Source organism: Altererythrobacter sp. C41 (genome assembly GCF_016803135.1).
Lineage (GTDB): Bacteria > Pseudomonadota > Alphaproteobacteria > Sphingomonadales > Sphingomonadaceae > Pelagerythrobacter.
Genome location: NZ_JAEVFE010000006.1, coordinates 17,784 through 37,951, shown reverse-complemented (window position 1 = coordinate 37,951; position 20,168 = coordinate 17,784). Strand labels below are relative to the sequence as shown.

The following is a 20,168-nucleotide window of genomic DNA, read 5'->3' as shown; positions in this document are numbered from 1 at the left end:
ATTTAACGGCTTCGCCCACCTTGGCGCAAAATTGTGACATTTTGGCATTGCGTCTTTCGCTCGCACAGACGCTTGCCTGCGACTCGCGCTTGCGGCATCAGGCGCGGCATGGACATCGTCGCGCTCCTTTCCGACCCGGCCGCATGGGCCGCTCTGCTCACGCTGATTGCGCTCGAGGTCGTTCTCGGGGTCGACAATCTGATCTTCATCGCGATCCTGTCGAACAAGCTGCCCGAACACCAGCAGCAGCGCGCGCGCCGCATCGGCCTGACGCTGGCGCTGGTCATGCGGATCGGCCTGCTGATGCTGATCGGCTGGATCGTGACGCTGCAGACGCCGCTGTTCGACCTCGGCTTGCAGGGCGCGCCCAATCAGTACGGCGAGCCCAGCTTCGAGACCGCATTCTCGGGCCGTGACCTGATCCTGCTCGTCGGCGGTCTCTTCCTGCTGTGGAAGGCGACCAAGGAAATCCACCACTCGATGGAGCCTGCCGATCCTTCGGGCGACCTGCTCGACAAGACCCCCGGCATCGCGGCCGCGGCGACCGCCACCTTCGGTGCGGTGATCGCGCAGATCGTCGCGATCGACATCGTCTTCTCGGTCGATTCGATCCTCACCGCGGTGGGCATGACCGACGACATTCCGATCATGGTGACCGCCGTGGTGATCACCGTCGGCATCATGATGATCGCCGCCGATCCGCTCGCCCGCTTCATCGAGAAAAACCCGACGCTGGTGATGCTCGCGCTCGCCTTCCTCGTGATGATCGGCCTGGTGCTGATCGCCGACGGCTTCGGTTTCCACGTTCCCAAGGGCTACATCTACGCGGCGATGGGGTTCTCGGTCGGCGTCGAGCTGCTCAACATGGTGCAGCGCAATCGGCGAACCAAGGCCGCACGGGCCGGCTCGCAATGAGCGACTTCCGGACCCTGAGCGAGTCGGTTCTCGCAAGCCCTCAGATCACACCGGGCGATATCGCGGCGGCGCAGGCCGAAGGCGTGACCCTGATCGTGAACAATCGTCCCGAGGGCGAAGCCGAGGACCAGACGCCCGGCACAGAGATCGAAGCGGCGGCGCGCGCCGCGGGGCTCGATTACGTGGCCATTCCCATCGGCGGCGCGGGCTTCGGCGAACCGCAGGTCAGTGCAATGGCCGACGCGCTCGCGAGCGCCGAGGGCAAGGTGCTCGCCTATTGCCGGTCGGGCACGCGTTCGACGCTTCTCTGGGCGCTCGCGCAGGCGCATAGCGGCGGCGATCCCGAAGAGATCGCGGCCGCCGCAGCCGCCGCCGGTTACGACGTCACGCCCGTGCGGCCCGCGATCGACATGCTCTCGACCCGCGCGCGCGGCTGATCACTTGCGGAAATCTAGCGGCGGATCGCGGTCGCCGAGCAGCGAGCGATATTCGTAGCCTTCCCCGCGCGCTGCATCGAACTCGGCGCGCGCCTGCGTACGCAGTTCGGGGTTCGTGTAGAGCTCGATCGAGGCCAGCGTCATCGCTTTCGCCGCCACTTGCGCACCCTTGAAGCCGATCGTGGTGCCGCTAGCGGCGGCCGACTGCCAGCTATGGGCCGAAGTGCCGGGCACCCATGTTGCCGTGCGCAGCCCGACGGTGGGCGTCGCCCACGAGACGTCGCCCACATCGGTCGAACCGTAGCCGAGCGACGTCTCGTAGGGCTGCACTTGCGCCGCGCCGGTCAGAGGCTCCGCCGCGTCGCCCAAGGTCGTTGAGAGCTGCTCGGCCCACGCCAGTTCCTCGGCCGTGTAGTCCACGCCGCCGACCCGGCGCAGCTTGGCGTCCATCATCTTCGCCAGCGTCTCATTCACGAGCAGCGGGTTGTTTCCGTGGATGATCTCCCATTCCACTTCGGTTCCGGTGCCCATGGCGGCGCCTTTGGCCGCGGCTTCGAGCCGCTTCCACATCGCCTCGACCTCGGCAGTGTCCGAATGGCGCACGTAGTAGAACACTTCGGCAAAGTCCGGGATCACGTTCGGCGCGGTTCCGCCTTCGGTGATGACATAGTGGATGCGCGAATCCATCGTCGTGTGCTCGCGCATCATGTTGACCATCATGTTCATCGCCTCGACCCCGTCGAGCGCCGAGCGGCCCTGTTCCGGTGCGCCGGCGGCATGTGCGGAGCGTCCGCGGAAGCGGAACTTGGCCGAACGGTTGGCGAGGCTGGTCTGGGCCGCCGCGCTGTTCTCGTCATCCGCATGCCAGTGGATGGCGACGTCCACGTCGTCGAACAGGCCTGCGCGGGTCATGTAGACCTTGCCCGACCCGCCTTCCTCGGCCGGGGTGCCGTAGAACCGGATGCGGCCGGGCGTACCCGTTTCCTGGAGCCATTGCTTCACCGCAATGGCGGCGGTCAGCGAGCCGGCGCCGAACAGGTTGTGCCCACAGGCGTGGACGGCATGCTTGCCCGCCACGGCCTCACGCAGCGGCGAGACGGACTGGCTGAGGCCGGGCAAGGCATCGAACTCGCCCAGAATGGCGATCACCGGGCCTTCGCTGCCGTACTCTGCGACAAATGCCGTCGGGATGCCGGCGACGCGTTCCTGCACCGTGAAGCCGTTGGCCTCGAGCTCGGACTGGAGCAGCCCGCTCGACTTCGTTTCCTGATAGCCGACCTCCGCCCATTCCCAGAGTTGGCGCGCAACCCGTTCGGTGCGGTCGTACTGCGCGTCGACCGCCTCCACGGCGTCGAACGTCTGGGCGAAGGCCGGCTGCGCCGCCAGCGCGGCGACGGTGAGCAGAAACGCTGTTTTCCTCATTGATCTCTCCCTCTGTCGAAGGAGGTCTAAAGCGGCCCTGCCGATTTGCAAATGTGGACCGCTCGACACGCTCGCAGGTGCGTGGCAGATCGCAAGCGATGGATCTCGACCTCCTTCTCCGCCTCGGCGGCTCGCTTCTCGCGATCTTCGCGCTGGCCGGGCTTGCCTGGAAGCTTCGTCTCGGCGGCGACTTGCGGATCCGCGACGAGGCCCATGCGCGCGAACTGGCGGAGGAGGCGGTGTACGGGTTCGACGCCGCCGACGTCGCGATCGACCGCGCTGGCCATGCCGCCCTGCTGCGCGATGCGAACGGCCGCGTCCTGCTGCTGCGCCGCCACGGGGCTCACTTCGCTGCACGACTGCTGACCGGCCACACCCACGCGCGGCTCGACCGCCACCAACTCGTGGTCGGAACGGCGGAGAGGCGCTTCGGCGAGGTCACCCTCGACCTCGGCCCTCAGGCGCAGTATTGGGCGGCAAGCCTCAGGAGGCTGTGACCCGGTCCATCATGCCCGATTTTTCCCCCGTCGACTATGCGATCCCGGCCTTCGTGCTGCTCGTCCTCGCCGAGATACTATGGGCGTGGAAGCGGCGGCCGGAGGCTTACGAGCCGAAGGACACCCTCACGAGCCTCGCCTTCGGGCTCGGCAGCACGGTCGCCGGGGTGCTGTTCGGCGGGTTCGCCCTGTTCGTCTTCCTTGCCGCCTACGAGTACCGTCTGTTCGACATCGGCTGGGCGTGGTGGGTGTGGATCGCCTGCTTCGTACTCGACGATCTCGCCTACTATTGGGTTCACCGGGCGGGTCACCGCGTGCGCTGGTTCTGGGCCAGCCACGTCAATCATCATTCGAGCCAGCACTACAACCTCAGCACCGCGCTGCGGCAGAGCTGGACCGGCGCCTTCACGCTCGGGTTCGCGTTCAAGCTGCCGCTGGTGCTGCTCGGCTTCCACCCGGCGATGATCGCGATCTGCGCAGGCTTCAACCTGATCTACCAGTTCTGGATCCACACCGAGGCGGTCGGGCGGATGCCGCGCTGGTTCGAGGCGGTGATGAACACCCCCAGCCACCACCGTGTGCATCACGCGACCAACCCGCGCTACCTCGACCGCAACTACGCCGGCGTGTTCATCGTGTGGGACCGCCTGTTCGGCACGTTCGAGCCGGAAAACGACGAGGAGCGGATCCGATACGGCATCGTAAAGCAGCTCGGCTCGTTCAACCTTCTATGGTCGGTGTTCCACGAATGGATCGGCATGCTGCAGGACATCTGGCGCGCGCCGTGGCGGCACAAGCTGTCCTACCTCTTGCGCGAGCCCGGCTGGTCTCACGACGGCAGCCGCGAGACCTCGGACATGATCCGCGCACGCTGGCGCCAGCGGCGCGGCGGCGAAGAAAAGGTTCCAAACGAAAACCCGATTGCCGCGGAGGGCGAGCCTGCCTAACCATCCTTCCCGGGGAGGATGAAACATGGCGGAATTCGACGTGATCGTAATCGGCGGCGGCAGCGCGGGGAGCGCGGTCGCCGGACGGCTGGCGGAAGACGGCAGGCGCAAGGTCTGCCTGCTCGAAGCGGGCGGGACGAACGACAACTTCCTGGTGAAGACGCCGGGCTTCATGCCCTTCCTGCCCAAGGCCGCGAACTACCGCTACGAAACGGCGCCGCAGAAGGGGCTGAACGGCCGGACCGGCTATCAGCCGCGCGGACGAGGGCTTGGCGGGTCCAGCGCTATCAACGCGATGATCTACATCCGCGGGCACGCCTGGGACTACGACAACTGGGCGGCGCTCGGTTGTGCCGGGTGGGCTTACGAGGACGTTCTGCCCTACTTCAAGCGTGCCGAAGACAACGTGCGCGGCGCGGACGAATTCCATGGAGAGGCAGGGCCGCTATGCGTCTCCGATCAGAAGTGGCCCAATCCCGGCAGTCTCGCCTTCGTCGAGAGCGCCGCCGCGCTGCAACTGCCGGTGAACCATGACTTCAACGGGGCGAAGCAGGAAGGCTTCGGGCTCTATCAGGTGACCCAGAAGGGCGGCGAGCGCTGGTCCGCGGCACGCGCCTATGTCGAACCGCTGCGTGCCCGTGCGAACCTCGCGGTCCTGACCGGAACGCTGGTCGAGCGGATCGTGATCGAGGACGGCCGGGCGACCGGCGTGACCATCCGGCGCGGCGGCAGGCGCGAGACGCTGCGCGCGGGCGGCGGCGTGGTGCTCTCGGCCGGCGCATTCAACAGTCCGCAGATCCTGATGCTCTCGGGCGTGGGGCCCGGCGAGCATTTGCGCGAGCACGGGATCGAGGTCGTACTCGACCGACCCGCCGTCGGCAGCGATCTGCAGGACCACATCGACTATGTCTCTAGCTGGGAGACCGAGAGCCGCGACTTCATCGGCGACAGCCTCGCCGGGACATGGCGCATGCTGAAGGCGATCGCCGAGCACCGTCGCCGCCGGACCGGCGCGATGACCACGCCCTATGCGGAAGCGGGCGGGTTCTGGCGCGTCCTGCCCGATTCCCCGGCACCCGATGTGCAATGGCACTTCGTGCCCGCCATGCTCGAGGATCACGGGCGGACCAAGGTCAAGGGCCACGGCTTCTCGCTCCATGCCTGCGTGCTGCGGCCCGAGAGCCGCGGCACGGTGCGGCTCGCCTCGCCCGATGCGGCCGCCGCGCCGGTGATCGACCCGAATTTCCTGGCCGACGAGCGCGACATGGCCGTGCTGCGGGCCGGCGTGCGGCTCTCGCACCGGATCGTCGGGGCGCCGCCGATGAGCGGATACCGCCCCAAGGACCGTTACCCGATCGACCTCGACGATGATCAACCGCTCGACGAGCTGATCCGCAACCGGGCCGACACCGTCTACCATCCCGTCGGCACCTGCCGCATGGGCGCGGACGAGCAGGCGGTGGTCGACCCCACGCTCGAGGTGCGCGAAGTCGACGGCCTGTGGGTCGCCGACGCCTCGATCATGCCCCAGTTGATCGGCGGCAATACCAATGCGCCGAGCATCATGATCGGCGAACGCTGCGCGGATTTCATGAAGCGCAGCCTGGCCTGAGCGATCCTGCCGGTTGTCGCGCAGCGCAATTGGGGGATCGGAATGTCCGGTCCGCCGCAGGCGGCCCGCAAGGGCGACCGCCCGTCCGGAGCGCTCCGCGCGGAGGATAGCCAAGCGCGCGTATGCGCGCGCCGGCGCTTGAGGCATAAAAAACGGGCCGGAGCGGCTGGCTCCGGCCCATAAAGGTGGCGTTCGCAGGAGGAACGCTGGAAGGCGGACCGGGTGGAGAGGAGGTAGGCCCCAGTCCGCCAAACTTGTCCGTCAGTTGTAGGCGCGCTCCCCGTGTTCGGAGATGTCGAGACCGTCGACCTCGCTCTCCTCCGAGACCCGGAGGCCCATCAGCGCCTTGACGATCGTGCCGGCCACCAGAGTGCCGACGCCGGCCCAGACGATCGTGACGAGCACGCTGAAGATCTGGACCCCGAGCTGTGCGCCGAGCGCGGTCGAGCCGTCGCCGGGCCCGCCGAGGAACGGCTGGTAGACCACCGCCGTGCCGATCGCGCCGACGATGCCGCCCACCCCGTGAATGCCGAAGGCGTCGAGCGAGTCGTCGTAGCCGAACTTCGCCTTCACTTTCGCCACGGCGAAGTAGCATACGGTCGAGGAGAGGATGCCGAGCAGGATCGCGCCGAACGGGCCCGAGTTCCCAGCTGCCGGGGTTACCGCAACGAGGCCCGCGATCACACCCGAGCAGAAGCCGAGCGCCGACCCCTTGTGGCCCGCGAGTCGCTCGATCATCATCCAGGCCAGCGCGGCAGCCGCGGTGGCGACGAAAGTGTTGATCATCGCCAGGCCTGCCGAGCCGTCCGCTTCCAGCGCCGAACCGGCGTTGAACCCGAACCAGCCGACCCACAGCAGGCCAGTGCCGACCATCGTCAGAGTCATCGAGTGCGGCGGCATCGGCTCGGCCGGATAGCCGCGGCGCCTGCCGAGGAGATAGGCGAGCACCAGGCCCGATACGCCGGCATTGATGTGCACCACCGTGCCGCCCGCGAAGTCGAGCGCGCCGTCTTCGAACAGCAGCCCGCCGCCGGCCCAGACCATGTGCGCGATCGGGAAGTAGACGATCGTCAGCCAGATCGGGACGAAGGCCATGAGGGCGGAGAACTTGAGCCGCTCCGCCGTCGCACCGAGGATCAGCGCGGCGGTGATCGCAGCGAAGGTCATCTGGAAGCTGATGAAGACGTACTTGCTGATCACCTCGTCGGTGAAGGTCGCGGCGGTGCTGCTCGCGTCGGTTCCGGCAAGGAAATAGCTGCCGCCGCTGACGAACAGGCCGAGCATGCCTTCGTAAGTCGTGTCCCCGAAAGCGAGCGAATAGCCCCACATGACCCAGATCAGCATCGCGAGCGCGGCGGTCGCGCCGACCTGGGTCATCGTCGAGAGCATGTTCTTCTGCCGCGTGAGCCCGCCGTAGAACAGCGCGAGGCCGGGCAGGATCATCATCAGGACGAGGACCGTTGCGGTCATCATCCAGGCATTGTTGCCCGGGTTGGGCACGGCAGCGGCGTCCTGCGCGAGTGCGGGCGCGGCGGCGAACAGCGCGGCGCCGAGCGCGCCTGCACCGCAAAGCATGTTGCGGATCATCGTCTGGTCCCTCTTGTCTGTTGCCGCACTCACAGCGCGGTGTCCCCGGTTTCGCCGGTGCGGATGCGGGTCGCTTCGGAGAGGTCGAGCACGAAGACCTTTCCGTCGCCGATGCTCTTGGTGCTCGCAGTCTGCGTGATCGTCTCGACCACTTGCGGCGCGAGGTCGTCGCTGGCCGCGATCTCGATCTTCACCTTGGGCAGCATGTTGGTCGAATACTCGGCCCCGCGGTAGATTTCGGTCTGGCCCTTCTGCCGCCCGAAGCCCTTGACTTCGGAAACGGTCATGCCGGCGACGCCGATCGAAGCGAGGGCATCGCGCACCTCGTCGAGTTTGAATGGCTTGATGATGGCGATGATGAGCTTCATCGATCCCCCCTGGCTGTTCGCCGGAACCTCTCCGGCTTCGCAAGCGCAGCAAGAGGCGTGCCAGTTGGGGAATTTTGCTGTTCTACAGGGACTTTATGCGCAACTACGTTTCGTTAGCTAGAGCATTAATGCTCAATCATTAAGCAATGCCTATATTTTACGCATTTCAAGCGTGGCAAGCACCGGCAGATGGTCGGAGGCCTGGGCCGCCAGAGCGCTATGGTGCACCCCGGCCGCATGCACGTCCCAATCGCCCGAGGCGATGATCCGGTCGAGCCGCGCGACCGGCTGGCGGCTGGGGAAGCTCCGCCCGGGATCGAGCAGTTGCCACCCGTCGCCGAACTCGCGCATCGCGCCGCTGCGGGCGCCCCACTGGTTGAAATCGCCCATCAGGATCGTCGGGCAGCCGCCCGCACATTGCCCGTGATGTGCAAGGATCGCCTTGATCTGGTCGCGGCGCCGGAGACCGGAGAGGTCGAGATGTGTTCCGATCACGCGCACGCGCCGGCCGTGGCAGTCGATGTCCGCCCGCACGGCGCCGCGCGGCTCGAGCGTGGGAAGGTCGAGCGGCTCGGCCTCGATCACCTCGTATTCGCGGCGCACGAGGATCGCGTTCCCGTGCCAGCCGAGGCTGCGCGGCCGCTTCGCGAGCTGGACCGGCTTCCACGGCGTGTCGTCCAGCGCCGCGCGCGACAGAACGCTCGCCCGGTCGCCGATCCGCCGGTCGACTTCCTGCAGCGCGATCACATCGGCATCGACCTCGCGCAATACCGAAATGATCCGATCGGGATCGCGCCGCCGGTCGACCCCGACGGCCTTGTGAATGTTGTAGCTGGCGAAGGTGAGCTGCACGCGGAAGGAAACGCGATCTAGCGCCGATCGGTACCGGGTGCGCCGCACGATCGGTCGCGGCGCGGCATGTCTGCAGGATCGCCCATCACCGGCCTTCTAGGGCGCATGGCCCGGCCTGTCACCGCTCCTTGGTCGCGGAGAAGGTCAGGTCGGGGTTCTTTTCCTGCTGATAGCCGACATCCCATGGGCTCTTGGCCATGAACACCAGATCGCCATCGCGGTCGCGCGCGAGATTGGCGCGGTTGAAGCTTTCGAACTCGCCCAGCGCCCTGGCATCGCCCTTGAGCCAGCGAGCGGTGGCGAAGGGTGCGGGTTCGAGCGCGGCCTCGACCTTGTATTCCGCCTCCAGCCGGCTGACGAGCACGTCGAGCTGGAGCTGGCCCACGACGCCGACGATCCACTGCGCGCCGATCTCGGGATAGAAGACCTGGATCACGCCCTCTTCGGACAAGTCGTCGAGCGCCTTCCTGAGCTGCTTGGTCTTGGTCGGGTCCCTGAGCACCACACGGCGCAGGATCTCCGGCGCGAAGTTCGGCAGGCCGGTGAAGCGGATCTGGTTCTTCTCGCTCAGCGTGTCGCCGACGCGCAGCGTGCCGTGGTTTGGAATGCCGATGATGTCGCCCGCTTCCGCCGTGTCGGCGAGCTCGCGGTCCTGCGCGAAGAACAGAATCGGCGAGTGGATCGCGATCGGCTTGCCCAGCCCGCTCGGGGTCAGCTTCATGCCGCGCTTGAAGGTGCCGGAGACCTGCCGCATGAAGGCGATGCGGTCGCGGTGGTTCGGGTCCATGTTGGCCTGGACCTTGAAGATGAAGCCGGTGACCTCGTCCCGCTCTGGGCTCACCTGCTCCTCGCCGGCGGGTTGCGGGCGCGGCGGCGGCGCGTGGGTCGCGATCGCCTCGATCAGCTCGGTCACGCCGAAATTCTTGAGCGCGCTGCCAAAATAGACCGGCGTAAGATCGCCGTTGCGGTAGGCTTCGAGGTCGAACTCGGGATAGCCGATCCGCGCCAGCTCGGCCTCCTCGGCCACATCGTCCGGCAGCACGGCGTCCGCTTCGCGCGTGCCCTGGAACTCCTTGCTCGGCCCTTCCGGCCGGCTGACTTCGCCGGAAGCGAAGTCGAGAATGCCCTGAAAGGTGCCGCCCATGCCGACCGGCCAGCCTTGCGGCGACACGTCGAGCGCCAGCGTGTCGGCCACTTCGTCGAGCAGCTCGAAGCCGCTCTTGCCCTCGCGATCGACCTTGTTGACGAAGGTGATGATCGGCACCGAACGCAGGCGGCAGACCTCGAACAGCTTGCGCGTCTGCGGCTCGATCCCCTTGGCCGCATCGATCACCATGATCGCCGAGTCGACCGCGGTCAGAGTGCGGTAGGTGTCTTCCGAGAAGTCCTCGTGCCCCGGCGTGTCGAGCAGGTTGAAGGTGATCCCGTCGCGCTCGAACGTCATGACCGAGCTGGTCACCGAAATCCCGCGCTGCTGCTCGATTTTCATCCAGTCCGACCGCGCCCGCCGCGCCTGCCCCCGCGCCTTGACCTCGCCTGCGAGATGAATCGCCCCGCCCTGAAGCAGCAGCTTCTCGGTCAGCGTGGTCTTGCCCGCGTCGGGGTGAGAGATGATGGCGAAGGTGCGGCGGTTGGACATATGGTTTCTTCCTTCGTCATTCCCGCGCAGGCGGGAATCCATCTGACCTCGACCCGTGCGGCGAGGCTAGCTGGACCCCCGCCTGCGCGGGGGTGACGTTAATGGTGCTCCCGCGCGACCTGGAATCCGGCGAAGCTCTGGCTCACCGGCATCAGCTCTAGCGTGTTGATATTGAGATGCGGCGGCAGTTCCGCGACCCAGCGGACGGTTTCGGCGATGTCGTCGGCCGTCATCGGGTCCGCGCCGCCGTAGAGCCGCTCGTGTGCCTCCTGGTTCCCGCCTGTGCGCACCAGGGTGAACTCGGTTTCGACCATGCCCGGCTCGATCGACGTCACGCGCACGCCGGTGCCGTGCAGGTCAGCGCGCAGGCCCAGCGTGAACTGGCGCACGAAGGCCTTGGTCCCGCCATAGACGTTGCCGCCCGTATACGGATAGTTCGCCGCCACCGAGGAGATGTTGACCACCCCGCCCTTGCGCGCGATCAGGCCCGGCAGGAGCTTATGGGTGAGCGAGACCAGCGCGGTGACGTTGGTCTCGATCATGGTCTTCCAGTCCGCCAGGCTCGCGTCCTGCGCCGGCGCAGTGCCGAGCGCGAGGCCGGCATTGTTCACCAGCAGGTCGATGTTCGCGAACGCCTCCGGCAGCGCATCGAGCGCGGCGTCGCGCGCCGCCTCGTCGCGCACGTCGAACACCGCAGCATGCACCTTGTCCGTCCCGAGATCGGCAACCAGCTTCTCCAGCCGCTCCGCCCGGCGCCCCGTAGCAACGCAGCGCCAGCCGCTGGCGACGAGGCTGCGCACGCAGGCCTCGCCGATCCCCGCAGTCGCTCCGGTGACAAGCGCCGTCCGGCTCATGCTCTCAGCTCCGCGCCCTGCTTGCCAGCGGCCGCGACGATCCGGTCCGAGATCGCCTTGATGTCCGCATCGGTGAAGCTCTTCTCGCCGGGTTGCAGCACGACCTCGACCGCAACCGACTTGCGGCCTTCAGGCACGCCCTGGCCGGCAAAGACGTCGAACACCCGCGCATCGACGATTGCCTGCTTGTCCGCCCCCTTGACCGCGCGGACAAGATCGCCGGCGGCAAGGTCAGCAGGCACCAGAAACGCGAAGTCGCGCGTGACCGGCTGCAGCGCAGGCGGCGAATAAGCCGGGCGAGCGAACGCGCCGCCGCCCTTCCTCGCCGGAATCGCATCGAGGAAGATCTCCACCGCGACGACTGGCCCCTCGATGTCGAACGCCCTGAGCGTGTTCGGGTGCAGCGCGCCGAAGCGGGCGAGCACGTTCTTGGGGCCGAGGCGCAAGGTGGCGGACTGCCCGGGATGGAACTGCGGCCCTGCCTCCCCCATGACCATGAGGTTGCCGACCGGCGCGCCGGCGGCTTCGAGCAAGGACTCGGCCTCGGCCTTGGCGTCGTAGGCATCGACGCCCTGCGCCTTGCCCGTCGCCCAGCCGCGCGGCGACTTCTCACCCGCCAGGATCACGCCCAGCGTCGGGCGCTCGTCGCTTGCGCCGCCCTCCCCGCGGAAATAGCGGCGGCCGATCTCGAACAGGCGCGAGCCGGCAGCGCCGCGATCGGCATTGCGCTTGGCCGCAGCGAGGAGACCAGGCAGCAGCGAGGGGCGCATGGCCTTCATGTCCTCGCTGATCGGGTTCTCGAGGATCCACAGGCCGCCGTTGCCGTCCGCGAAGTGATCGGCGTCGGTTTCGGGGAGGAAGGACCAGGTCACCGCCTCGTTCAGACCGCGCGCTGCCGCCGTGCGGCGCAGCTTCCGCTCGATCTGCTGCAGCGGCGTAGCGGTGGGCTTCGCCACACCTTCGGCCCGCGGCAGCGCGACGCTTTCGACCTTGTCGAGCCCGTGGATGCGGACGACTTCCTCGACCAGATCGGCCCCGCCTTCGATGTCGTGGCGACGCGGGGGACAGGTGACTTGCCAGCCATCCCCCACGCGGAAATCGAGCGCTTCGAGAATGCGGCGCTGTTCGGCTTCGGCGATCTCTACCCCACCCAGCCGCCGCGTCAGCGCCGGGTCGAATGCCACGACCCTGGGCTCGACCCGCGGTGAGCCTGCGCGCACGATCTCGCTCGCCTCGCCGCCGCAGGTTTCCACGATCAGGCCGGTCAGCAGGGCCAGCCCGTCGTCGAGGAAGGCCGGGTCCACCCCGCGCTCGAAGCGCGTGCGTGCGTCCGAAGTGAGGCCGAGCTTGCGACCCGTCACGCCGATCCGCGCAGGATCGAAATAGGCGATCTCGAGCAGGACATCGGTCGTGCCCTCGCTGACACCCGAATGCTCGCCGCCCATGATGCCTGCAATGTCGTGCACACCGGCATCGTCGGCGATCACGGTCATCGTGTCGTCGAGCGTGTAGGTCTTCTCGTTGAGGGCGAGCACCTGTTCGCCGTTCTTCGCGCGCCGCGCCACAACCGCGCCGGTCAGCTTTGCGAGATCGTAGGCATGCGCCGGGCGCCCGAAGCCGAGCATGAGATAATTGGTCAGGTCGACGATCGCGCTGATCGATCGCTGGCCAGCGGCGATGAGACGCCGTTGCATCCATTCAGGGCTCGCGCCGTTGCGCACACCCTTGACCACGCGACCATAGAACGCGGGGCAACCCTCGGAATCGTCGGTGCGGATCTCGACCGGGCACGCGCCCTCGCCCGCAATCTCGGGCACCGCGATCGGCTTGAGCGTGCCCAGCCCGGCCGCCGCAAGATCGCGGGCGATGCCGTAGACACCCATGCAGTCCGGGCGGTTGGGCGTGATCGCCACATCGAACACCGGGCTGGCGCCGTGGTAGTTGGCGAAGGCCGTTCCCACCGGCGCATCTGCCGGCAGCTCGATGATGCCGTCGTGCTCGTCGCCCAGTTCGAGCTCGCGCACCGAGCACATCATGCCGTTCGATTCGACGCCGCGGATCGCGCTCTTGCGCAGTTCCATGCCGTTCGCCGGCACGACCGCGCCCGGTAGACCGAGCACGCCCTTCATCCCGGCCCGCGCGTTCGGCGCACCGCAGACGACCTGCAGTGGGTCACCCTCGCCCGTATTCACCGTGAGCACTTGCAGCTTGTCGGCATCGGGGTGCGGCGCGGCGGTCAGCACCTCCGCCACGCGAAAGCCGGCCAGCCGTTCGGCTGGGTCTTCGATCCCTTCGACCTCGTGCCCGATCGCGTTGAGCGCGGCCGCGATCTCGGCGGCGCTCGCCTCGGTTTCGAGGTAATCCTTCAGCCATTCGAGCGAGAACTTCATGCGCGTGCTCCCACGCCGGCCGAGATCGACGGCTGATCGAACGCCGAGAAGCCGTAATGCGCAAGCCACCGCGCATCGCCGTCGAAGAAGGCGCGCAAGTCGTCCATCCCGTATTTGAGCATGGCGAGGCGGTCGACGCCGACGCCGAAGGCGAAGCCCTGCCATTCGTCGGGATCGAGCCCGGCGAATTCGAGCACCCGTCGGTTGACCATGCCGCTGCCAAGGAGTTCCATCCAGCCGTGGCCCGGCGCATCGCCGTCGCCGCCGAGCACGCGCCTGCCGTTCACGGCCTGCCAGCCGACATCGACCTCCACCGAAGGCTCGGTGAAGGGGAAGTAGCTCGGGCGCAGGCGCAGGACGATGTCGTCGCGCTCGAAGAAGGCCTTGAGGAAGGTCTCCAGCGTCCACTTGAGATGCCCGAGGTGAATATCGCGGTCGATCACCAGGCCTTCGATCTGGTGGAACATCGGCGTATGCGTCGCATCGCTGTCGGAGCGATAGACGCGGCCGGGCGCAATGATGCGGATCGGCGCGCCCTGCGCCACCATGCTGCGGATCTGCACCGGCGAAGTGTGCGTTCGCAGCAGCATTTGCCGCTTCTCCGCATCGCGGTCCGGGAAGTAGAACGTATCGTGCATCGCCCGCGCCGGGTGTGTCTCGGCCATGTTGAGCGCGGTGAAGTTGTGCCAGTCGTCCTCGATCTCCGGACCCGTGGCAACCGAGAAGCCGAGATCGGCGAAGATCTCCGCCAGTTCGTCCATCACCTGGCTGACCGGGTGCACCGAGCCGCGCGGCGCCTGAGGCGCGGGCAGCGAAAGGTCGAGAGTCTCGCTCGCCAGCCGGCGTTCCAGCTCGGCATTCTCGAGCGCGGCCTTGCGCGCGGCGATCGCGTCGGCGACTTCGCCTCGCGCAGCCTGGATCGCAGGCGCCTGGTTCTGCCGCTCTTCGGGCGACATCTGGCCGAGCGTCTTGAGCAGCAGGCTGATCCAGCCCTGCTTGCCCAACGCCTCGACACGCAGCGCCTCGAGCGCATCCAGATTGTCGGCGGCATCGATGGCCGCGATCGCTTGGTCCTTGCGGGTTTGCAGTTCACTCATCGCGATGGCCCGCTAGCGCCAAATCCGCGCCAACGCAAAGCGCCATCGCGCGCACGGGCGCGCGTCAATCGCGTCCAGGTGCGTCGAGGGTCTGCACAGGGCTGCCGTGGAGGCGGAGACGTTCGCGCAGGAAGCTCGCCATGACGGGGTGGTCCATCGCCGCATATTCGCTCGGCGCCATGCCGAGGAACGCGTGGCAATCGCGGACGAAATGGGACTGGTCGCAATAGCGCCTGTCGATCGAACCGCTCCAGCGCGCGTCGGGCCGGACCATGAAGGCGGCAAGGCTGCGCATGAAGCGCTGGCGCCGCAGGAGCAGCTTGGGCGAGAACCCGAACGCGCGGTGCGAGATCCGCTCCAGCGTGCGCTGATTGAGACCCGTCCGCTCGGCCAGCGTGGCGACGTCGGGCAGGTCTTCTTCCAGCAGCATCGCGTGGATCGCCTGGATGCGCGAGTCCTCGGGCCCGTGCCGGGGCGCTTCGTCCCGAAAGAACGCGACCAATCGGTCGTATTCCTCGCTTTCGCGCTCCGCACTGCCGGTGAGCTCGTCGGCGAGCGGCACGAAAGGCGCGAAGGCGGGCTCGGCGCGGCCGTCGAACACGCGGTTGGCCATCCGGTCGGCAGGGCTGCCGATGAACGTGCTCCAGCCGAGCGGTAGCAGACCGATGCCCCAGATACGCGTATTGCCGAGAGTGAATTCGAGGAGGCTCGTGCTCGGCCCGGTCGGTACGAAGTCGGCGCCGCGAACTTCGTCTCCGCTCACCGAGCGGGTGACGGGCAGATCGCCCCTGAAGAAGCGCAGGTTGCCCCATTCGGGCTGCAGGGCATCGGCAACGCGTGCGCCTTGCGCGACGGTGATCTCGACCCGGTAGAAGGTCGTGAAGAACCTCGCGAGATCCGCCGGCGGTGCATGGAAGCGCACCGCGATGTCGCATTGCGTCGCCATCCTAATTCGCGCCCCGTTTGCCCCCCTTTGCCTGCGGAGAATACCGGGCGCCGGGCGCGGGGGGAAGCGATACGACCCCAAAAAACTTAGAGGGCGCGGCAGGCGATATGCCTGCCGCGCCCTCTCTTGAGCATCGATGGGGCTCGAAACCCCTTATGCGTCAGGCCGGAAGGGCCTTCTTCGCCTGCGCGATGATCGACTGGAAGGCGCCGCCTTCGTTCATCGCGAGGTCCGCCATGACCTTGCGGTCGAGCTCGATGCCGGCGAGCTTCACGCCGTGCATGAACTGCGAGTAGGTCAGGCCCTCTGCGCGAACCGCCGCATTGATGCGCTGGATCCACAGCGCGCGGAAGTTCCGCTTCTTAACCTTGCGGTCGCGGTAGGCATACTGCCCGGCCTTCTCGACCGCCTGACGGGCGATGCGGATGGTGTTCTTGCGGCGACCGCGATAGCCCTTGGCCTGGTCGAGAATCCGCTTGTGCTTCTGGCGCGTGGTAACGCCGCGTTTGATGCGAGGCATGTGTTATCCTTTCAGAATGCGGTGCCGGCCCGCTCCCCCGCCCTTCCACCCGGATCCTCCCGGGCATAATCCGGGTGGAAGGGCGAGGGAGCGGGCTGGAGCCGCTCAGCTATCAATCAAGCCCGTACGGGGCCCACTTCTTCACCGTGCGGCTGTCCGCTTCGGACAGGACGGTGGTGCCGCGGTTCTGGCGGATGTACTTCGCGTTGTGGCTGATCAGGCGGTGGCGCTTGCCGGCAACACCGTGCTTGACCTTGCCGGTCGCGGTGAGCTTGAAGCGCTTCTTCACGCCGCTCTTGGTCTTCAGTTTGGGCATTTTCATCTCCTGTAACAGAGACACGTCGAACCAGCCCTGGCAGCCCTTGTCGCCAGGCCGGCACATGAAACACGTGTCGGTGAAGCACGCGCCCCTAGCGAAATCGGCGCGGAATGCAAGCTTTCAGAAGTGGGCGAGATAGCCGCCGTCGACCGCGAGCGTCTGCCCGGTGACATAGGATGCCTCGGGCGAAGCGAGGAAGGCGACCGCGCCTGCGATCTCGTGCGGCTTGCCCCAGCGGCCGAGCGATGTGCGCCGGGCGAGATGCGCGGCGATCGCGGGATCGGCGACCATCTCCGCGTTTGCATCGGTCGCGAAATAGCCCGGCGCGACCGAGTTGACGGTGATGCCGTCGCCGCCGAGTTCCGCCGCGAATGCGCGGGTCAAAGCGGCAAGTCCGCCCTTGCTCGCGGTATAGGCCGCATCGCCGCGCGCGATCTCGGCGGCGATCGAGGTGATGTTGACGATCCGCCCGTAACCGCGCGCGCGCATCAATGGTGCGGCGCGGCGCGCGAGATCGAAAGGCGCGACCAGATTGGTATCCAGCATGGCGCGCACGGCCTCCCGGTCGAGCTCCGCCATCCCGCGCCGGTCACGGGCTCCGGCATTGTTCACGAGGATATCGAGCCCGCCCTCGCGCTCGATCCGCGCGAAGGCGTCCGCGCTCGCCGCGTCGTCGGCGATATCGAAGGCGATCGGCCGCGCCAAATCGCCGATCCGCTCCGCCGCCGCGTCGAGCGCGGCGGGGTCGCGCCCGTTGAGCCAGACGGCCGCTCCCCCCGCGGCAAGCCGCCGGGCAATCGCGTATCCGAGCCCGCGCGCTGCGCCGGTGACGAGGGCGATCCGCCCTTCCAACGATGCCGATGCTGTCATGCGCGCCCTAGTGGACCATGCGCGGCGCTCATTCCACCGCCGAAGTTCCTTCAGCGCGCTCATGGGCACGCCAGCGTTCGGAGCCCCAGCGGGCGATCAACGCCTCGATTCGCGTCTTCGCGGCCCCCGTGAACGTGCCATGCGGTGCGCATTCGCCGCGTTCGACGAGGCAGGCCTCGCCGGTGTCGAGGCGCAGGCTGGCGAGTTCTCCCCCCGGCCCGGCGAGCCCGATTGCCGTCGGCGTATCGAGCGGGCCGATATGGAGGAAAGGCGGCGCGGCAGGCACTCCGGGCGGCTCGCTCCGCAGTGCGGCCGTCAGGATAGCGCGATAGTCCGCCAGTGCGATTGGCGCGGGCGGCAGAATGCCGGGGCGGTTGGCGACCAGCATCGTGCCGAACTGGCGGGCGTTGATCACATGGCCGTGACCGAGAAAGCCATCTTCGAACAGATCCTCGCCATGATCGCCGGTGACGATCAGCAAGGTGTTCTCCCACACGCCCTTCGCCTTGAGCCGCTGCACGACCTCGCCCAGCCAGGCATCGGCGTTGGCCACTGCGTTCCAGTAGGTCGCCTGCACGTCCTCCGCCCGGTCCGCGCCGATCGCGCCGCGCTCGATCGGAGTATCGACCATGCGCGCCGGCACGCCTTCGTGATCGTAGGGGAAATGCGGCGACTGGAAGTTGAAATAGACGAAGTGCGGCCGCGCCTGCCAGTCCTCCGCACCGAGCGTACGATCGAAGGCGGCGAGCAAATGGCTTTCGTCGACCAGCAGGCTGCCCTGCGCGGCGAAGTCGAACGCCCGCTTGTTCCGCAAGCGTTCTGCATCGACGAAGACCTCGGCGCTCTCGCGCATGCCGACCGTCTCCGAAATCCCGCCGAAATCCTCAGGCTGACCCGAGAAAACTCCGATGCGATAGCCGCTCGCCTTCAGATCGCGGAACAGCGAGGGATCGCCCTCGCGCGGGGCGAGCTGGCCGGAGAAGATCGACTTGAGCGATTCGGTGGTGAAGCCGACATGGCTGTAAGCGGGATAGACCGCGCTGCCCGCTGCCGCGATCGCCTCGAGGTTGGGCGCGACCGGCTTGCCGCCAATCCGCTTGCCGAGCACGTCGCCGCGGGTCGATTCCATCACCACGATCACGACATGCGGGCGATCGCCGGTAAACACCTGCTGGCCCAGCGGCGCAGCGAGTGGAACCAGGCGCAGATCACCGCCATAGCCGTCCTCGTCCACCCCGTTGCCGGGGACATCGAGCGCCAGCGGATGGCGGCTACCATCGAACGGCGCGGTGTCGTGCTGGATGCCGAACAGGCCGTAGCCGTCACGGTCGACGTCGCTTGCGAGATCGAGCGTCCCCGTCAGCGCCTGCCATGCGAGCGTGCGGTTGAGTCCGAAGGCGGCGTCGCTTCCGGTGCGCGGGATGGCGAAGGCGGCAAGGAGAAATCCGGCGATCACTGCCACCCACACCGCCCGTCGCGGCGCGGTCGGGCGCGGCAGGTTTCGCGGCAGCAGCCAGGCAAGCGATCTCCACACGATCCATGCGCCGATGACGACGGCCAGCAACGCGATCAGGGCCACGCCGATCTCGCTCAGCCCGAACAGGATCGCATCGACCAGGCTCCCGCCGCCGAGCTGCTTGAGCAGCGCGAAGCCGACCGCGTCGCTGAAGTAGGAATGGAGCTGGTACTGCGCGGCAAGCAACCCGCAGAACAGTGCGCCGTTCAGGAGCGCGAAGGCAAAGCAGGTCGCCCAGGCGGGGCCGCGCCGCGCGAGACGCAGGGCAAGCGCCCAGCCTGCCAGCGCGATCACGGCCTGTGCGGCAATATAGCCGAGGAAGAACAAGGCGATCTCGCCCGGCGTATCGACCGCACGCGACTGGCCGAAACCGCCGGTGAACAGCCCATACTTGCGATCGGCGAGCGCCAGCTCGATCAGCGAGACGAGCGCCATGAGCGCGAACGGGAACGCAACGACGAGGCGCGCCCATGCGCTGCGCGCGCGCAGCGCTCCGGGCGCGGGAACGAGGTTGCCTTCGAAAGGTGTGGTCGCCATGCGCGCGAGGATTAGCGCGCAGGGCTTAGCATTTGGCTAACCGTGCGAGTGCTCTGCCCCGTGCGCAATGCCGGCCATCGCCTCGATCACGTCCTCCAGCCGGGCGGGATCGCCGATCGCGAGCACTTCACCGGTCGAATGAGCGTTGAGCGGTTCGCCTTGCCAGTCGCACATGGTTCCGCCGGCTCCCTCGACCACCGGCACGAGCGCGGCGAAATCGTGCAGTTGCAGCCCCGCCTCGCACACCAGGTCCATATGGCCCGAGGCGACGAGGCCGTAGCTGTAGCAGTCGCCTCCGTAGACGATCTTGCGCTCGGCCACCGCCTTGGCGAGGCTCATGAAGGCGTCGACCTGCTCGCCCGAGAAACAGTGGGGGCTGGTCGTGCCGAGCACCGCGTTGGAAAGCTCCGGACAGGGCGCCGAACGGACAGGCTTGCCGTTGAAGGTTGTGCCATGACCGACACGTCCGACCCACCGTTCGCGCAGGACCGGCTGATCGATCACGCCCAGCACCGGCCAGCCATCTTCCATCAGCGCGATCAGCGTGCCGAAGATCGGCCGCCCGGCGATGAAACTGGTCGTGCCGTCGATAGGGTCGAGCACCCACTGGCGCGCGGCGGCCGGGTTGCGGTTGCCATATTCCTCGCCGATGATCCCGTCGCCCGGCCGCTCGCTCTCGATGATCGCGCGCATGGCCGCCTCGGCGGCGCGGTCGGCTTCGGTCACGAACGTTGCGTCGCTCTTGCGTTCCTCGGCCCATTCGCCGCGAAACAGCGGGCGGATCGCCTCGCCCGCCGCGTCCGCCAGCCGGTTGGCGAGCGCGATATCGCTGTCCGTCGCCAT

At 67.5% G+C, this 20,168-nt stretch carries 19 protein-coding genes; 5 read left to right on the top strand and 14 right to left on the bottom strand.

Features of this window, described 5'->3' with window-relative positions; genetic code table 11:
* Positions 1-108: 108 nt before the first annotated feature.
* Together JNO53_RS11320 and JNO53_RS11315 are read left to right on the top strand one after the other, a co-directional pair.
* Positions 109-915, top strand: a complete 807-nt coding sequence (locus tag JNO53_RS11320; protein WP_203111087.1) for a TerC family protein — start codon at positions 109-111, stop codon at positions 913-915.
* A complete protein-coding gene (locus JNO53_RS11315; protein ID WP_203111085.1) occupies positions 912-1,352 on the top strand; it encodes a TIGR01244 family sulfur transferase in 441 nt (146 codons plus the stop codon). Before JNO53_RS11320 ends, JNO53_RS11315 begins: the two co-directional genes overlap by 4 nt.
* Here the strand turns inward: JNO53_RS11315 and JNO53_RS11310 are convergent, their stop codons facing one another.
* Positions 1,353-2,774, bottom strand: coding sequence for an amidohydrolase (locus JNO53_RS11310; RefSeq protein WP_203111077.1), 1,422 nt, complete (start codon positions 2,772-2,774; stop codon positions 1,353-1,355).
* Positions 2,775-2,872: 98 nt separating this feature from the next.
* Between JNO53_RS11310 and JNO53_RS11305 the strand changes: the two genes are divergently transcribed.
* Genes JNO53_RS11305 through JNO53_RS11295 form a run of 3 tightly spaced genes read left to right on the top strand, consistent with a single transcriptional unit; the run spans position 2,873 to position 5,830 of the window.
* The gene (locus JNO53_RS11305; RefSeq protein WP_203111075.1) at positions 2,873-3,271 is read left to right on the top strand and encodes a hypothetical protein; all 399 of its coding nucleotides are present in this window, start codon (positions 2,873-2,875) and stop codon (positions 3,269-3,271) included.
* An 11-nt stretch (positions 3,272-3,282) separates the two neighbouring features.
* Positions 3,283-4,218 (top strand): sterol desaturase family protein, encoded by a 936-nt coding sequence (locus tag JNO53_RS11300; protein ID WP_203111401.1) that lies wholly within the window; start codon positions 3,283-3,285, stop codon positions 4,216-4,218.
* Positions 4,219-4,243: 25 nt separating this feature from the next.
* Positions 4,244-5,830, top strand: a complete 1,587-nt coding sequence (locus JNO53_RS11295; protein WP_203111073.1) for a GMC family oxidoreductase — start codon at positions 4,244-4,246, stop codon at positions 5,828-5,830.
* 261 nt (positions 5,831-6,091) lie between these two features.
* On the opposite strand, the gene JNO53_RS11290 is transcribed toward JNO53_RS11295, so the two are convergent.
* The 13 genes from JNO53_RS11290 to hisN all read right to left on the bottom strand — a co-directional run bounded on the left by JNO53_RS11290 (position 6,092) and on the right by hisN (position 20,168).
* Positions 6,092-7,417 (bottom strand): ammonium transporter, encoded by a 1,326-nt coding sequence (locus JNO53_RS11290; protein WP_203111071.1) that lies wholly within the window; start codon positions 7,415-7,417, stop codon positions 6,092-6,094.
* A 29-nt stretch (positions 7,418-7,446) separates the two neighbouring features.
* The gene (locus JNO53_RS11285; RefSeq protein WP_203111068.1) at positions 7,447-7,785 is read right to left on the bottom strand and encodes a P-II family nitrogen regulator; all 339 of its coding nucleotides are present in this window, start codon (positions 7,783-7,785) and stop codon (positions 7,447-7,449) included.
* 150 nt (positions 7,786-7,935) lie between these two features.
* Positions 7,936-8,637 carry an endonuclease/exonuclease/phosphatase family protein gene (locus tag JNO53_RS11280; RefSeq protein ID WP_203111065.1) on the bottom strand — a complete coding sequence of 234 codons (702 nt, stop codon included), beginning with the start codon at positions 8,635-8,637 and terminating at the stop codon, positions 7,936-7,938.
* A 118-nt stretch (positions 8,638-8,755) separates the two neighbouring features.
* A complete protein-coding gene (locus tag JNO53_RS11275) occupies positions 8,756-10,276 on the bottom strand; it encodes a peptide chain release factor 3 (RefSeq protein ID WP_203111061.1) in 1,521 nt (506 codons plus the stop codon).
* A 98-nt stretch (positions 10,277-10,374) separates the two neighbouring features.
* Positions 10,375-11,130, bottom strand: coding sequence for an SDR family NAD(P)-dependent oxidoreductase (locus tag JNO53_RS11270; RefSeq protein WP_203111059.1), 756 nt, complete (start codon positions 11,128-11,130; stop codon positions 10,375-10,377).
* Positions 11,127-13,520 (bottom strand): phenylalanine--tRNA ligase subunit beta, encoded by a 2,394-nt coding sequence (gene pheT, locus JNO53_RS11265; protein WP_203111050.1) that lies wholly within the window; start codon positions 13,518-13,520, stop codon positions 11,127-11,129. The genes JNO53_RS11270 and pheT overlap by 4 nt, the downstream gene beginning before the upstream one ends.
* On the bottom strand, positions 13,517-14,617 hold the full coding sequence (pheS, locus tag JNO53_RS11260; protein ID WP_203111048.1) for a phenylalanine--tRNA ligase subunit alpha: 1,101 nt from the start codon (positions 14,615-14,617) through the stop codon (positions 13,517-13,519). Before pheS ends, pheT begins: the two co-directional genes overlap by 4 nt.
* Positions 14,618-14,681: 64 nt before the next feature.
* Complete coding sequence (locus JNO53_RS11255; protein ID WP_203111046.1) at positions 14,682-15,563, bottom strand: AraC family transcriptional regulator; 882 nt, start codon at positions 15,561-15,563, stop codon at positions 14,682-14,684.
* Between the two features lie 160 nt (positions 15,564-15,723).
* Positions 15,724-16,083 (bottom strand): 50S ribosomal protein L20, encoded by a 360-nt coding sequence (rplT, locus tag JNO53_RS11250; RefSeq protein ID WP_119513652.1) that lies wholly within the window; start codon positions 16,081-16,083, stop codon positions 15,724-15,726.
* Between the two features lie 112 nt (positions 16,084-16,195).
* Positions 16,196-16,399, bottom strand: coding sequence for a 50S ribosomal protein L35 (rpmI, locus tag JNO53_RS11245; protein WP_129525396.1), 204 nt, complete (start codon positions 16,397-16,399; stop codon positions 16,196-16,198).
* A gap of 123 nt (positions 16,400-16,522) precedes the next feature.
* Positions 16,523-17,272, bottom strand: a complete 750-nt coding sequence (locus tag JNO53_RS11240) for an SDR family oxidoreductase (RefSeq protein WP_203111044.1) — start codon at positions 17,270-17,272, stop codon at positions 16,523-16,525.
* Between the two features lie 28 nt (positions 17,273-17,300).
* Positions 17,301-19,325 (bottom strand): sulfatase-like hydrolase/transferase, encoded by a 2,025-nt coding sequence (locus tag JNO53_RS11235; RefSeq protein WP_203111042.1) that lies wholly within the window; start codon positions 19,323-19,325, stop codon positions 17,301-17,303.
* Between the two features lie 36 nt (positions 19,326-19,361).
* Positions 19,362-20,168: a histidinol-phosphatase gene (gene hisN, locus JNO53_RS11230; RefSeq protein WP_203111035.1), complete on the bottom strand. Its 807-nt coding sequence runs from the start codon at positions 20,166-20,168 to the stop codon at positions 19,362-19,364.